The sequence below is a fragment of the Phytoactinopolyspora mesophila genome, from assembly GCF_010122465.1.
Lineage (GTDB): Bacteria > Actinomycetota > Actinomycetes > Jiangellales > Jiangellaceae > Phytoactinopolyspora > Phytoactinopolyspora mesophila.
Map to the genome: position 1 here is coordinate 357,723 of NZ_WLZY01000006.1, position 15,120 is coordinate 372,842.

At 66.5% G+C, this 15,120-nt stretch carries 13 protein-coding genes; 10 read left to right on the plus strand and 3 right to left on the minus strand.

Features of this window, described 5'->3' with window-relative positions:
- The 3 genes from mnmA to F7O44_RS18755 all read left to right on the plus strand — a co-directional run bounded on the left by mnmA (window position 1) and on the right by F7O44_RS18755 (window position 3,129).
- Complete coding sequence (mnmA, locus tag F7O44_RS18745; RefSeq protein ID WP_162451782.1) at window positions 1-1,092, plus strand: tRNA 2-thiouridine(34) synthase MnmA; 1,092 nt, start codon at window positions 1-3, stop codon at window positions 1,090-1,092.
- A gap of 97 nt (window positions 1,093-1,189) precedes the next feature.
- On the plus strand, window positions 1,190-2,440 hold the full coding sequence (locus F7O44_RS18750; protein WP_162451783.1) for a sensor histidine kinase: 1,251 nt from the start codon (window positions 1,190-1,192) through the stop codon (window positions 2,438-2,440).
- Window positions 2,437-3,129 carry a response regulator gene (locus tag F7O44_RS18755; RefSeq protein WP_162451784.1) on the plus strand — a complete coding sequence of 231 codons (693 nt, stop codon included), beginning with the start codon at window positions 2,437-2,439 and terminating at the stop codon, window positions 3,127-3,129. The genes F7O44_RS18750 and F7O44_RS18755 overlap by 4 nt, the downstream gene beginning before the upstream one ends.
- 31 nt (window positions 3,130-3,160) lie before the next feature.
- On the opposite strand, the gene F7O44_RS18760 is transcribed toward F7O44_RS18755, so the two are convergent.
- Window positions 3,161-4,495: a multicopper oxidase family protein gene (locus tag F7O44_RS18760; protein ID WP_162451785.1), complete on the minus strand. Its 1,335-nt coding sequence runs from the start codon at window positions 4,493-4,495 to the stop codon at window positions 3,161-3,163.
- 268 nt (window positions 4,496-4,763) lie between these two features.
- Between F7O44_RS18760 and F7O44_RS18765 the strand changes: the two genes are divergently transcribed.
- On the plus strand, window positions 4,764-5,552 hold the full coding sequence (locus tag F7O44_RS18765; RefSeq protein WP_162451786.1) for a thioesterase family protein: 789 nt from the start codon (window positions 4,764-4,766) through the stop codon (window positions 5,550-5,552).
- A 16-nt stretch (window positions 5,553-5,568) separates the two neighbouring features.
- Here the strand turns inward: F7O44_RS18765 and F7O44_RS18770 are convergent, their stop codons facing one another.
- Window positions 5,569-7,389 carry an AMP-binding protein gene (locus F7O44_RS18770; protein WP_162451787.1) on the minus strand — a complete coding sequence of 607 codons (1,821 nt, stop codon included), beginning with the start codon at window positions 7,387-7,389 and terminating at the stop codon, window positions 5,569-5,571.
- A complete protein-coding gene (locus F7O44_RS18775) occupies window positions 7,382-8,125 on the minus strand; it encodes a helix-turn-helix domain-containing protein (RefSeq protein WP_162451788.1) in 744 nt (247 codons plus the stop codon). The genes F7O44_RS18770 and F7O44_RS18775 overlap by 8 nt, the downstream gene beginning before the upstream one ends.
- Window positions 8,126-8,269: 144 nt before the next feature.
- On the opposite strand from F7O44_RS18775, the gene F7O44_RS18780 reads away from it, so the two are divergent.
- The 6 genes from F7O44_RS18780 to F7O44_RS18805 are packed head-to-tail and all read left to right on the plus strand — an operon-like array spanning window position 8,270 to window position 15,119.
- A complete protein-coding gene (locus tag F7O44_RS18780; protein WP_162451789.1) occupies window positions 8,270-9,115 on the plus strand; it encodes an ABC transporter ATP-binding protein in 846 nt (281 codons plus the stop codon).
- The gene (locus tag F7O44_RS18785) at window positions 9,112-11,139 is read left to right on the plus strand and encodes an AMP-binding protein (protein ID WP_222851490.1); all 2,028 of its coding nucleotides are present in this window, start codon (window positions 9,112-9,114) and stop codon (window positions 11,137-11,139) included. Before F7O44_RS18780 ends, F7O44_RS18785 begins: the two co-directional genes overlap by 4 nt.
- A complete protein-coding gene (locus tag F7O44_RS18790; protein WP_162451791.1) occupies window positions 11,136-12,008 on the plus strand; it encodes a branched-chain amino acid ABC transporter permease in 873 nt (290 codons plus the stop codon). Before F7O44_RS18785 ends, F7O44_RS18790 begins: the two co-directional genes overlap by 4 nt.
- Window positions 12,008-13,060 (plus strand): branched-chain amino acid ABC transporter permease, encoded by a 1,053-nt coding sequence (locus tag F7O44_RS18795; RefSeq protein WP_162451792.1) that lies wholly within the window; start codon window positions 12,008-12,010, stop codon window positions 13,058-13,060. The genes F7O44_RS18790 and F7O44_RS18795 overlap by 1 nt, the downstream gene beginning before the upstream one ends.
- 26 nt (window positions 13,061-13,086) lie before the next feature.
- A complete protein-coding gene (locus F7O44_RS18800) occupies window positions 13,087-14,277 on the plus strand; it encodes an ABC transporter substrate-binding protein (RefSeq protein WP_222851491.1) in 1,191 nt (396 codons plus the stop codon).
- A gap of 56 nt (window positions 14,278-14,333) precedes the next feature.
- Entirely contained in the window at window positions 14,334-15,119 is a 786-nt protein-coding gene (locus tag F7O44_RS18805; protein WP_162451879.1) for an ATP-binding cassette domain-containing protein, read from the plus strand.
- Window position 15,120: the final 1 nt, after the last annotated feature.

The window sequence follows — 15,120 nt, forward strand, 5'->3', positions numbered from 1 at the left end:
ATGCGAGTCTTGGCGGCGATGTCCGGCGGCGTGGATTCCGCCGTGGCGGCGGCGCGTATGGTTGATGCCGGACATGACGTGACGGGCGTTCATCTTGCGCTGTCGTCCAATCCGAAGTCGTTCCGCACCGGCGCCCGGGGTTGCTGCACGCTGGAGGACTCCCGCGACGCACGCCGGGCGGCAGACGTGTTGAACATTCCGTTCTACGTCTGGGACCTCGCCGAGCGGTTCCGGGCCGATGTGGTCGACGACTTCGTCGCCGAGTACGCCGCCGGCCGCACCCCCAACCCATGCCTGCGCTGCAATGAGAAGATCAAGTTCGCCGCGGTCTTGGACCGGGCGTTGGCGCTGGGGTTCGACGCCGTGTGTACCGGCCACTACGCCCGCGTTGTCGACGGCCCGGACGGACGCGAGCTACATCGCGCCGTCGATCCGGAGAAAGACCAGTCATACGTGCTGGGAGTCCTGACGGCCGCACAGCTGGCCCATGCCATGTTCCCGCTGGGCGACACCGAGAAGACCGACGTCCGGGTCGAGGCCGAGCGGCGTGGTCTCGCGGTAGCGAGGAAACCGGACAGTCACGACATCTGCTTCATCGCCGACGGCGATACCGCCGGGTTCCTCCGGGGGCAGCTCGGTGAAGCTCCGGGCGAGGTGGTCGACACGTCGGGAGAGGTGGTCGGCAGCCACGACGGAACCTACGGCTTCACCATCGGCCAGCGCAAAGGTCTGCGTATCGGCACTCCGGCGCCGGACGGGCGGCCGCGCTATGTGCTGGACATCTCGCCGGTGGACCGCACGGTCACGGTGGGAGCACGCGAGGAGCTGGCGGTGGATGAGCTGGTAGGCGTATCGCCACGGTGGTGCGGGCCGGCTCCGGACGGTGTCGTCGAATGTGCCGCTCAGTTCCGTGCTCACGGCGAGGCGGTTCCGGCGCGAGCTGATGTGTCCGACGAAATACTCACGGTTCGTTTCAGCGTGCCGCAAGAAGGTGTGGCCCCGGGACAGGCCATCGTCCTCTATGACGGTGACCGGGTCATCGGCTCGGCCACGATCGATCGGACGTCGGCGCGGGCGGCGTCACCCGCCTGACGGCTCGGGTCGTCGTTCCTCGACCGCGCTTGGCGTCGTAGGTGAATACGCACCACAGCCGAGCCGGCCGGGCCTACGCTGCGGCTAGGATCGCCAGATGATCCGCTCTGTGGCATTCCCGCGGGTGCCGGCGCCGGTGCAGGATGTGTTGCTCGCGGTGTTCGTCACGGTGATGCAAGTCCAGGGCACCTATCGGGTCTCGGGGACATCCGAGGTGGTGTCCAGGCCGCTGGCTGACTTCGGTCACCTGGGGCTGGTGCTGCTGGTCCTCAGCGGCGCCGTCCTGGCGGCGCGCCGTCGGTGGCCGGCAGTCGTGTTTGTGGTCACCGCCTCCATCAGCCTTACGTACTTCGCCATCGGCTTCCCCGACGGGCCCGGATGGCTCAGTCTGTTCATCGCCATCTACACGCTGACCGCCTATGGCGACGGCCGCCGCTCACTGCGGATCGCAGCGGGCGGCATTGCCGTGCTGGCTACCGGATGGCTGGTCGCGGCGGCCGACATCGAACCTGAAGCGGCAATAGGGTGGGTGTTCTTCCGGATCGGGGCGTCGATCATGGCGGCCGCGCTGGGAGAATCGATCCGGTCGCGGAGGGTCATCGCGGCTGAGGCCGTGGACCGAGCCGAACGCGCGGAGCGTGGCCGGGAAGAGGAGGCGGTGCGCCGGGTGAACGCGGAGCGGATCCGGATCGCCCGGGAGGTCCACGACACCGTTGCTCACGCCATCGCGATCATCAACGTGCAGGCCGGAGTCACGGCGCACGTGTTGGACAAACGGCCTGAGCGAGTTCGCGAGACTCTCTTGACCATCGAACAGACCAGCGCCCAGGCGCTGCAAGAGATGCGAGCGGTGCTCGGAGTGTTGTGTGACGCCGACGACGCCCGGGCGCCGAAACCTGGACTGGACCAGGTCGAGGCGCTCACCGCCATGGCCCGGGAGAGCGGCCTCGATCTCAAGCTCGAGATGACCTCGCCGCCGGTGCCGTTGCCCAGTGCCGTCGATTCCGCCGCCTATCGCATCCTCCAGGAGTCCGTCACCAACGTGATCCGTCATGCCGGAGGCGCGCGGGTGACGATCTCGGTCCGATTCGACGAGGAGTCGCTCGAACTCCGGGTCACCGACAACGGGCCCGGCGCCGGTGATTGGCCCGGTGGGGGTGTGCGCCACAACCAGCCGGACGGGCTGTCCACGACCGGCCGGGGCATCATCGGGATGCGCCAGCGATGCGAACTCCTGGGCGGTCATCTCGACGTGGGGCCGCGCCCCGGTGGCGGATTCGAGGTCCGGGCAAGTCTTCCGCTGACCGGGACGGGGATGAACGCCGGTGCCGAGTCGGTGACGCAATGAACGCCTCGCCCCTGCCCGAGCGTGCGCCGATCAAGGTACTCCTGGCGGACGATCAGGCACTGGTGCGAGCCGGGTTCAAGGTATTGCTCGATGTCGAGGACGAGATCACCGTGGTGGGAGAGGCCGTCAACGGCTCCGAAGCGGTGGAGCTTGCCCGGGCAACCCGGCCCGATGTGGTCTTGATGGACATTCGGATGCCAGGGCTGGACGGTATCAAAGCCACTGAGCAGATCGCCGGGATACGTGGCCTCGAACACGTCAGGGTGCTGATCTTGACGACCTACGACACGGATGCGTATGTATTCGGGGCGCTGCAGGCCGGCGCGAGTGGATTCCTCCTCAAGGACGCCGGGCCCGCCGAATTGCTACACGCCATCAGGGTGATCGCGGCAGGCGATGCGCTGCTCGCTCCGCGGATCACGCGCCGTCTGATCGGGCAGTTCGCCGCCGTGCGGTCGGCCAATCGGGTCGCCGAGGAACGCCTTGCGGTGCTGACTCCGCGAGAGCGTGAGGTCCTGATGCTGGTGGGCCAGGGGCTGAACAACGCCGAGATCGCCGCGGAGTTGCACTTGAGCCCGGCCACCGCGCGTACCCACGTCAGCCACGCGATGGTGAAACTCGGTGCGCGGGACCGGGCTCAACTTGTGGTCATCGCCTACCGGACAGGGCTGGTCAGCGCGCAACCATAACGTGGAAGCGCCATCGGGCCGGCGGCCGGGACTACCGGGTGTTGGTGGACTCGGGAAGGAAATACGTCCGGATGGTGACCTGGCCGCCCGGTGGCAGCCGGTAGGTGTCCCACCAGATCTCCGAGTCGGTCTGCCAGGACGGGTCGCCCGCCGGTATCCCCTGGACGTCGACCACCTGGAACGGGTTGCCCTGGACGTGAATCGGGTGCTGGACGTCGTCGTCGTTGACGAATGTCCATTCCTCTACCGTGCCGGCGGTGGCGAGGGTGCCGAGCCGGTTCTTCTCGACATGCCGGCCGTCGATCACGATGCGAGGTGTCCCCGTGTCGTGCTCGCTGGGCGTGGTTCCGACGCGCAGCGTGCGGCGGGTCATGATGGGACCGGCCGGAAAGGCCGGCGACTCGACCAGTTGCCTCGGTAGCCGGTTGAAGACCGGTCTACCCTCGACCGTCATCGTGGCCAGCAGGGCGGTTGGCTGGGCTGATCCGGGGTGGCGGGTGTTGTAGGCCTCGGCGTAGACGCGATACCGTCCCGGCTTGGTGGCGCGGATCAGGAGTTCGGCGCGGTTGCCCGGGCTGAGCATGATCGACTGTGCCGGGCGGGTGTGTGTGAACGGTATCCCGTCCTGCCCGATCTGGTGGAGTGTGTGTCCCTCGACGTGCAACCACATCTCGCGGTGCGGTTCGGCATTGAGGATTCGCCAGCGCTGGATTTCGCCCGGCTGGATGTCGATGTCGGGAAGGACCTGGCCGTTCACGGTAGCGGTGAGCGCCGTCGGCATGCTCGGCCGGGGAGCCAGTCGATGCGTTCCATCGGCCGGCGGTGGTGGGGGCGGCGGAGCGGTGGCACCGGCGGCCTCGTACGTAGATCCGCGCAAGATCATGATTCGGTCGCGCGCGCCGGCGATGCCGGGGACCTGGTCGATATCGCCTTCGACGACCACCACACCCGGCAGGCCCAGCCAGGACCTGCGGGTGGAGCTGGCGTGGAAGCGCGGGTGCGGCCAATGCAAGCCGGCCGGATGATCAGCGGGAACTGTATAAGTGTGCTGCTGTCCAGGGCCGGTGGCGGACGGGGACTCGGCACGCAACCGGACTCGGTCACCACAAGACACCCGGACGATCTGGCTCGGCACAGTGTGCTCCGAGGCACTGATGTCGGTTGGCGGCAGCGTGTATTCGAGGACGCCACCCATGCTCTGGACCACGGCAATCTCCTGCAGCGGCTGGCCGACGGCCGGGATGCCGGTGTATACCGAGCGGGGGTTTTCGAGCGCAGTCGCGCCGCTGCGTGGCGGTGGAACGAAGTCCAGCGCCTGGGGCCGCTTGGGCGTGCCGGTGCGACGTGAATTGGTGGTGATCGCCATGGAGTTCCCCTCAGAAATCGTGTCCCTGACGGACGTTAACAGTCATAGGGAAAAGACGTGGTGCTTTTTGCCGATCACGACTGGTGAATGTCGCCTCGGTTTAGGCGGTTGTCATATGAAATGCGCGGAGCGGCCTTCGGGAGCGCGTTGATTCGCCACTGATGGGCCGCGAAGGTTCCGTCTGCTGGATCCGCTCGGCCCACCCGCTATGTTGGTTGACGCGCGGATCAAGCAGGCAGCTGCGTCATGCTGCCGGGAAGGCGAGCCCATGATCGAGTCGAGTTTCTACGTCCCGACCGGCGAGGGTGGTTTCCGCTCCACCCCGGCCACTACCAGCCCGTGGAGCAAGGACGAACAACACGGCGGTCCGGTCGCGGCTTTGCTGGCCCGCGCGGTTGAGCAGTGTGAGCCGACCGATCACAAGGTGATCTCCAGAGTCACCGTGGACTTCCTCAGCACGGTCCCACAGGGCGAGGCGGTGGTGTCGGCCCGCGTCGCACGTCGCGGTCGCCGGGTCGAACTGCTCGAAGCCGACATCGAAGCGGATGGCCGCATCGTGGCCGTTGCCCGTGCTTGGCGCATTGACAGCCGCCCGGAGAGTACGCCGCCTATCGGGATAGTGAAGGAGCTGCCCAGCATTCCGCCGGCCGCTCGGCCGCAGGACTTCCCGGGACTCAACCATGAGTGGGGCTATGCAAAGGCCATCGACTGGCGATTCGTGACCGGCGCGTTCGACCAGCTGGGCGCCGTCTCGGTATGGACACGAGTGGCACCGTCACTGGTGCCCGGTGAGGAACCGACCGGGCTGCAGCGAATGATGATCGTCGCGGATTCGGCCAACGGCCTCTCGGCCGAACTCGAGTTCACGAGATGGCTGTTCGTCCCGACGTCGCTCGCGTTGACCGTACATCGTCAACTCGAAGGCGAGTGGATGTTGCTCGACGCCCACAGCCGGATCGGCTCGAGCGGTCTGGGCCTGAGCCACGCTGAGATCGCCGACTCCACGGGCCCGGTGGGTATGGTGACGCAATCGCTGTTCGTCGCGCCGCGTGCATGACGGGCCGGCTCTTCACCTACTCTTTCGTCGCTACCGACGCGGCCAGGATCTGTTTCCAGGTCAGGTGCGCGGGTTCCTCGCCGGCGCCGGCGAGGAGAAGCGTCAGCGCTTCCCGGAGCTGGCTCCGGGTGAGCTGGTCTCCGAAACGGTCGATGAACGCCAGCGCGCGGGGCCGGGCCAATCCGCCGAGCAACTCGCGGACCGTGTCCAGCAACTCGCCGGCTGCCGTGGCGTCGGCCGGCACATCTTCGGTGAGCTCGACTGCCGCCGCCAGCGACCGGCCCAGGCGGGCGTCGGCGCGTTCGAAGACCTCCGCAGCGACCACGAACGGATGCTCGAGCAGCACCTGGCGTACTTCGCCGAGTGAGACCAGCTGACCGGAGATGCTCACCACCTCATCCATGCGACCCAGGAACTCCAACGTTCCGTCTTGGCAGCGGCGGGCGACGTCGTACGTGGAATAGACCCCTTCGCGGTGCCAATGGTAGTTGCGCATGACATCGTCGACGCCGCTGCCTTCCATGGCGCGCAGCGTGCCGGCCCACGGCTGTCGCATGACCAGTTCGCCGCCTTGACCGTCGGGTAGTTCCGTGCCGTCGTCGGCGACAATGGCGAATCCGGGGTCTGGCAAGGATTTCGGGTCAAGCGGTGGTTCGACGCTGACGATGCCGCCCAGCTGGACCTGGCCCCATCCGTCGCCCACCGTGATCCGGCCGTCGCCGACCTCGTCGGCCAGCCACTTGACCAGTTCCGGGCCGCTCGGTTCGGCGATCATCACCACGCGGCGCAGTGTGGCGACCGTCTCCGGGTCCGGTGGCCGTTGCGACCAGCCTCGCAGCAGCCGGATCACCGTAGGCGTGGTGACGAGTGTGGACACGCCGTATCGGCTCACGATGTCCCAGGTGCGATGCCTGGTGGGGACGTCGAGCATGCCCTCGAACATCACGGTCGTAGTGCCGGCGAGCAGCGGTCCCAGCACGCCGTGGGCTTGGGCGCCGATCCACGAGACATCACCCGCGCACCAGAAGACACCGCCCTCGGCGACCGCATAGCGGTGAATGGCCAGCGACGACGCGGCCAGGTTGGCGGCGCCATGCAGGATCGACACTGGCTGGCCTCGACGGTTGGCCAGGTGGCCGGCGAGGATCGGGTGCTCCGGGTCGAGAGCCGCGGGTGTGGTGTCGCGTTCAGGGCCGCTCGGCCGCGGCTCCGCAACGAGATCATGTAGCCAGCGATCGCCCTCGTACCAGGCCACGTCCATCCCGGTGCGCCGGACCACCACGGTGTGCTCGACGCCGCCGACCGCGCCCAGGGCTTCATCGGCCCGGGCCTTCAGCGGCAGGATGGTGCCGTGCCGCCAGGCTCCGTCCTGGGTGAACAGCACGCGCGGCTGGAAGTCCTGCAGCCGCAGCGCGAGGGCCTCAGCCGGGAGCGGGGTGGGCAGGATCGCGACCACCGCGCCGATGCGGGCACAGGCGAGCATGGCCACGACGGTCTCCGGGAGCCAGCCCATGTGCAAGGCGACCCGGTCGCCGGCTTCGACGCCGAGCCCGCGTAGCGATCCGGCCAGGGCGACGACTTCGGCATGCAACTGCTCGTAGGTGAGTTCGCGGCGGTCTCCGGGTTCTCCTTCCCAGAGGATGACCGGTTGCGAACCGCGTGTTCGCAGGTGCCGGTCTACGCAGTTGACCGCGAGATTGAACCGGCCGCCGTCGAACCACCGGCCGTAACGGCCTTTCGGCGTGTACAACGTGGTCCAGGGGTCATGCCATTCGAGCTCGTCGGCGACCGCGGCCCAGGCATCGAGCCCGGCGGTGTCCCGGTGCTGCTCAGCCATGGCTCAGTGTCCTTCCTGCCGCGCGCCCGGCCCGGGAGAGATGGCTGGCGATCTCGGCGAGCTGAGTGTCGGACGTGCTGCCGGGAGGTGTGGCGGCCAAGGCGGCGACGGCCCGCCCGGCGCCGTCGACGACCGGCACGGCGATCTCGGTGGGTTCATCCGGTGAGTGGCCGGCGGTGACGAGGTATCCGGCCGTGCGCCATTGCTCCGCGTTGTTCTCGCAGATCTTCCGCAGCTCGGCCGTGGCGGACTCTAGTACGTGGCGCCAGGTTTCTTCGTCTGCCCGCGCTGCCAGGACGCGGCCCGCCGCTGTCTCGGCGGCTGGGTGTACCCGGTGAGTGTCGCGGTAGAGACCGCCGTCGGAACCGTCGACCCGGTCGACATAGACGACGTGGCCCCGGGTCAGCACGGCGACATGCACGGTATGCCCGATGGTGTCCCGCAGCGGCACCAGGTAAGGCGAGAGCGCACCGAGGATGGGCAGGCGGGCCAGGTAACGCTGCGACAGCCTGGCGACCTCGGGTCCGAGCCCGTAGCGCGAGGAGTTGCGGTCCTGCTCGACGAGGTCGGCCAGGACCAGGGAGCGCAGCAGCCGGTGCACGGTGGGCACGGCCAGTCCGGATCTCTCAGCGAGATCGGTCAGCTGCTGGTATGCCGGGCCTTCTGACAGCAGATCCAGCAGCACCACGGCGTTGCGGACCGTTCCGAGCGTTCCACGGGCCTCCGGCTCAGTCACACGCTCCCCCTGTTTCTGACACTCTGTTCCGTTTCGTGTGCAGGGATCACTCTACACGGAGCCAGACTCTGAAAAGAGGTATTGCCTTCCGCATATCGGAAACGTATTGTCTGTCACATCCTGTTAACGAGAGGTGCAGCGGGCATGATCACGCGGGCGTACCGGCATTCCCTCAACGGCAGTCTCCTGGCGCCAGGGCAGCCGTTGTTGGAGGTCAAGGGCGTCAGCCTGCGGTTCGGCGGGATCTCCGCGCTGGCCGATGTCGGCTTCACCGTCACTCAGGGACACATTCATGCGGTGATCGGTCCCAACGGCGCAGGCAAGTCGAGCCTGCTCAACTGCATCAGCGGTCTCTACCGCCCGCAACAAGGCCAGGTGCTTCTGCACACCGGCGGAGAACAGGGTGGTGAAGCTGATCTGATCCGGATGCGCCCGCACCGGATCGCGCGGCTCGGCGTCGCGCGGTCCTTCCAGAACATCGAGCTGTTCCGGCACCTCACCGTGCTCGAGAACCTCATGCTCGGACGGCACGTCCACATGCGGCACCGATTGTTCGCCTCGCTGGCCTGGTTCGGCCCGGCTCGGCGCGAAGAGATCCACCACCGAGGGCTGGTCGAAGAGGTCATCGACCTCTTGCAGATCCAGTCCGTCCGGCACAAACCGGTCGGCGCCCTCGCCTACGGCTTCCAGAAACGTGTGGAGCTGGGCCGTGCGCTGTGCATGCAGCCTGCGTTGCTGCTGCTCGACGAACCGATGGCGGGAATGAACACCGAAGAGAAAGAGGACATGGCCCGTTTCGTGCTCGACGTCCATGAGCTTGCCGGCGTCACCGTGGTCCTCATCGAGCACGACATGAACGTCGTGATGGACATCTCGGACCGGGTCAGTGTGCTCGATTTCGGCAAACTCATCGCGGACGGCACACCTGGTGATGTCAGTGGCGATCCCGCGGTGATCAACGCCTACCTCGGCGAGGAGTTGAGCGCATGATGCCCTCGGCGTCCGAGCCTTCCGTCGGCCACTCGGCCGGGTCGGCGCGAGCCGGTGAGACCTTCCCCAGGTTGCTGCGCCGGCTCGCGTCCGACCGGCCGGACGAGGTCGCGCTGCAGGAGAAGCTCTACGGCATCTGGCAGCCGATCACCTGGAGCGGATACGCGCGGCGGGTCGCGGACTTCGCCCACGGTCTCGCCGATCTCGGTGTCGAACGCGGACACGTGGTGGCGGTGATCGGAGACAACCGTCCGGAGTGGCTGATCGCCGAACTCGCCGCGCAGTCGCTCGGCGCTTCGGTGGTCGGGATCTACCCCACCAGTATCGGCGATGAGGTCGTGCACATCCTCGACCTGGCCGGCGTGCGAGTGGTTGTGGCCGAAGACCAAGAACAGGTCGACAAGATCATCCGGCTGAAGAGTCGGCTGCCTCGGGTCGAAACCGTCGTCTATTACGACCCCCACGGCCTCGAGAACTACGATCAGCCTTACCTGCGGGAGTTCGTCCAGGTCGAGTCCGCGGGCCGGCAACGAGGCGCGGAACAGCCCGAGTGGCTTGACCGGCAGCTCGACGCAACGTCGCCGGATGACATCGCGATCATCTGCACCACGTCCGGCACCACCGCACTGCCCAAACTCGCCGAACTGAGCCACACCAACCTGCTCAGCATGGCCCGTCATCTCGCCCAGGTGGATCCACTGGTCAAGAGCGACCGGTACGTTAGCTTCCTTCCCCTTGCTTGGATCGGCGAGCAGATGCTCGCGGTGGCATGCGGGCTGTCTTTCGGCTTGACGCTCAGCTTCCCGGAAGACTCGTCGACTCAGCGCGCAGACCTCCGGGAGATCGGGCCGGATGTCATGTTCAGCCCGCCGCGGATCTGGGAGTCGATGCTCTCCGACGTCCAGGTCCGGGTCGACGAGGCCGGGAAGCTCAAACGGGCCGTGTTCGGGTGGGGGTACTCCGTTGGAGACCAGATGGCCGGCCTTCGTGTCCAGGGTCGTCGCCCAGGTGCAAGGTTGCGGGTCAAACACTTGATCGCCGACGCATTGGCCCTGCGGCCGGTACGGGACCAGCTCGGGCTGGCGCGGCTGAAGCGGGCGTACACCGGTGGCGCGCCACTCGGACCGGACGTTTTCCGGTTCTTTCACGCCATCGGAGTCAACCTCAAACAGATCTACGGCCAGACCGAGATCTGCGGCATCGCGGTCTTGCACAGTGACGACGACATCCGGTTCCACACCGTCGGCAGGCCGATACCAGGCACTGAGCTGCACATTGCCGACGACGGTGAGATCCTGCTGCGCTCAGCCGCTGTTTTCCGCGGCTATCACCGCAACCCGGAGAGCACCTCCGCCGCACTCGACGACCACGGCTGGCTGCACACCGGCGACGCCGGCTATCTCGACGACGGCCATCTCGTGGTGATCGACCGTGCCAAGGACGTCCGCCGCGCTCCGGATGGTCAGTTGTTCTCATCGGCCTTCGTCGAGAACAAGCTGAAGTTCAGCCCGTACGTCGAGGAAGCGGTGGTCTTCGGTGGGGAGCGGGAAGAAGTACGCGAAGACGGCCCGGTGGCGGCCGATGTCACCGCGATGATCACCATCGACCCGGCTACCGCCGGCGCGTGGGCTGAGCACCAGCACCTCTCGTACACCACCTACACCGATCTCGCGGCCAAGCCCGAGATCTACGGGCTCGTCGCCCACGACGTCGCGCGGGCCAATGACGATCTCCCGGAAGCCATCCGGGTCCGCCGGTTCCTGCTGCTGCACAAGCAGCTCGATCCCGACGATGACGAGATCACCCGTACCCGCAAGGTGCGACGTGGCGTTATCGCCGAGCGTTACGCCGACATCATCTCCGCGCTCGCCCGCGGCGACCAGGACGTCACCATCAGCAGCACTGTCACTTACCAGGACGGCAGCAGCGTCGAGCGCAAGATCGCGCTGCGGATCTTTGATCTCGCCGGATTGGCCGCACCCACTGCTGACCTGCGCCGGCCGGTTTGGAGTGGTCGCCGATGAGCGAATTCCTCCAGCTCACGCTGTTCGGCCTGTCCAACGGTGCGATCCTCGCGCTGGCCGCACTCGGTTTTGTGCTGATCTACAAAGCCACCGGCGTCATCAACTTCGCCCAGGGCCATTTTCTGCTGATCGGCGCGTACGTGTTCTACGCGGCGATGGTGGTGTTCGGATTCCACTGGACACTGAGCATTCTGTTCGGGGTGGTCATCGCCATCGCCCTGGGCGTCGTCGTCGAGCGTTTCGTCCTCCGGCCGATGATCGGTGAGGAAGCGATCGCCGTCATCATGGTCACCATCGGGCTCTCCTCGATGTTCGCCGGTGGGGTGCAGTTCATGTTCGGCACCTCGCCGAAGGAGACACCCCGGTTCCTGCCGCCTGGTTCCATGGAGCTCGCCGGTGCGACCGTTCCGTGGAGCCGGATCGCCGCGATCGCGATCGCAGCGGTGGTCCTCACCGCGTTCACGCTGTTCTTCACCCGGTCCCGGCACGGAATCGCCATGCGGGCCGTCGCGGACGACCAGCAGGCCGCGCTCACCATCGGCATCAGCGTCCGCCGGGTCTTCGCCCTGGCGTGGGCGCTTGCCGCTGCCACCGCGGTCATCGGCGGCATCCTCCTGGCCAACCTCACCGGTGTATCCCCGGCGTTGGCCGGTTTCGGCCTCGTCGTGTTCCCGGTCGTCATTCTCGGCGGGCTCGACTCGGTACCGGGAACCATCGCCGGTGGCATCATCATCGGGCTGCTGGTGCAGTACACCGCCGGCTACGTGGGCGGCGGGCTCGAACAGGTCATCCCGTTCATCGTCCTCATCGGCATTTTGATGGTCCGTCCGTACGGACTCTTCGGCCAAGTCCGGATTGAGAGGGTCTAATGCCAGCGACCGCCACCGGCATCCACCACCGCAGCTACGCCAGCGAGCTGTCGTTGAGGCACACCCGCGCGGAACGGCTCCGTCTGGTACTGATCTTGCTCGCGCTGGTGGCGGTGCCGTTCGTCGTGACGCCGTACTGGCTGACCATCGCCAACCAGATCGGCATCGCCGTCATCGGCGCGATAGGTCTCAACATCCTGGTCGGCTACACCGGACAGATCAGCCTGGGGCAAGGGGGCTTTCTGGCCGTCGGCGCCTACACTTCGGCGTTGCTGCATATCCGTGCGGACCTGCCGGTTCCGGTGTGCATCGCACTAGCGGTGTTGACCACGGCCGCCATCGGGGCCCTGTTCGGGATGCCCGCTTTGCGGCTGAAAGGCTTGTATCTCGCCATCGCCACGCTGGCATCGCAAGAGATCATCCTGTTCGCCGTCCGCACCTGGGACTGGCTGACCGGCGGTGTCGACGCGATCTCGCTGCCGCGCCTCGAAGTTGCCGGATTCGTCTTCCGCCGCGACTTCGAGTGGTACTGGATCATCGTGGTCTTCGCCGTCCTGGCGGTATTCACCGGGCGCAACCTGTTCCGCACGGGACTGGGGCGTTCGTTCATGGCCGTACGTGACCAAGACATCGCGGCCTCGGCGATGGGCGTCGATGTCACGCGCACCAAGGTGCTGGCGTTCGCGATCTCTTCGGCCTACGCCGGTCTAGCCGGTGCTCTGATGGCGCATTACACCGGCATCGTCACGTGGGAGCGCTTCACTCTGGATGTGTCGGTGCTCTACCTGGCGATCATCATCGTTGGCGGCCTCGGCTCTATCGCGGGCACCGTGTACGGCGCGATCTTCATGATCACTCTGCCGGCTCTGATCACCCGGTTCGGTCAGGACTTCCAGTCCGTGTGGCCGCAGGCGGCAGAGAAGGTGCCTGCCGTGCAGGTCATCGTCTTCGGCTTGGTGATCGTCCTCTTCCTGATCTTCGAACCGAGGGGGCTCAACCGAATATGGCAGCGCATGAAGGACTACGTCAGGTTCTGGCCCTTCCGATACTGACCGGATCCTCGAAAGGCAGGTCTGCCGTGAAAAGACACATACGAACCCGGGCTGTCCTCGCGACAGTGGCTGGATTGGCGCTGGCGACAGCCGGCTGTGGCGGTCCCGGCGGTGACAGTTCGGACGACGGCCCCATCTCGATCGGCGTCTTGTCCGATCTGTCCGGAGCCACTTCGGACGTCGGCACACCCTACAGCGAGGGCATGCGGGATTACGTCGAGTGGATCAACACCGACGGAGGCATCGAGGGTCGTGAGATCGACCTCAAGCTCAACGACTATGCCTACGACGTCGCCCGAGCCGAGCAGCTGTACTCGCAGTACGTGAACGAGGGCGTGGTGGCGATCCAGGGCTGGGGTACCGCCGACACCGAAGCGCTGCGGCAGAAGATCGCCGAAGATGAGTTGCCGTTCATGTCCGCCTCTTACGCCGAGACGTTGGTCGACCCGGAGGAGACGCCGTACAACTTCGTGGTCGCCGCAACCTACTCCGATCAGATGCGAGTAGCGCTGAAGTGGATCGCCGAAGACTCCGGCGGCACCGCCGACGTCGCGGTCTTCCATCACGACAGCCCGTTCGGGCAGTCTCCGGTAGCCGATGGCGAGAGCTACATCGAAGAAAACGAGCTCGACCTGGGGTATCGGGCCTATGCCATGCCCACCGGCGCCACCGACTATGTGGCCCAGCTCGGCCGGGCCGCCTCCCAAGGAGCCGAGTACGTCGTCATCCAGAACGTGTCCAGTCCGGCCGCGATCGTCGCCAGCAACATCGCCCAGCAGAACCTCGACATGACCATCGTCTGCCTGAACTGGTGTGCGGACGAGCTGTTCATCACCCTGGCCGGTGACGCCGCCGAAGGACACATCATGGTGCAGCCGTTCGCGCCGCCCACGGTAGAGGCCAGCGGTCAGGAAGTGCCGGCGGCGTTCTTGGAGGAGAACGGGTCGAGTCTCGAAGCCAAAGGACTGCACTACACCCAGGGCTGGTACACCATGCATGTGATGGCCGAAGGTGTCCGGCACCTGATCTCGAACGACGAGGACGTCACGGGAGCCAATCTCAAGAACGCCCTCGAAAGCCTCGGCCCGGTCGACACCGGAGGCGTCACGCCGCCGATCGAGTTCGGCCCCGACAGCCACAAAGGTGCTGACAGCACCGGAATCTACGAGGTCGAGGGCGGCGAGCTCGTAGAGATCGCCCAGGACGTCCGCCCGTGACGGCGGCCCCAGACCAGCAGCGGGCGGCCGGTGTGACCCCCGTGCCCGGCCACCCGCTGCTGACCATCAACAACCTCGAGGTCATCTACAACGAGGTCATCCTGGTGCTGCGGGGCCTGTCGCTGGTCGTTCCGGAAGGAGCCATCGTGGCCCTGCTCGGCTCCAACGGCGCTGGCAAGTCGACCACGCTGAAGGCCGTGTCCGGCCTTCTGCCGACCGAACAGGGCGAGGTCACCGACGGGTCGGTGAGCTTCGACGGCCGTGACATCACTCGCGTGGACGCAGCCGACCGCGTACGGCTGGGCATTTCCTTGTGTATGGAGGGCCGGCACATCTTCGAGCACCTGACGGTGCACGAGAATCTCATCGCCGGTGCCTACATCCACGGCCGCGCGCCACAAGAAGATCTGGACCTGGTGTACGAGTATTTCCCGCTGCTGTCCGACCTGCGGGCCCGCACCGCCGGTTTCCTCTCCGGCGGCGAACAGCAGATGCTGGCCATCGGACGCGCGTTGATGGCCAAGCCGAAACTGCTCATGCTCGACGAACCGTCGCTGGGTTTGGCGCCCAAGCTGGTCCAGGAGATCTTCGGCTACATCGCCCGGCTCAACGCCGAACTCGGCACCACGGTGCTCGTGGTCGAGCAGAACGCCACCCGGGCGCTGGAAGTGGCTCACCACGGATACGTGATGGAGCAGGGCCGGCTGGTCCTGGACGGCCCCGCCGCAGAACTTCGCGACAACCCGGACGTCAAGGAGTTCTACCTGGGGCTTGGTGAGGGAGGCACCCGCAAGAGTTACCGCGAAGTCAAACACTACAAGCGCCGCAAGCGGTGGCTGTGAA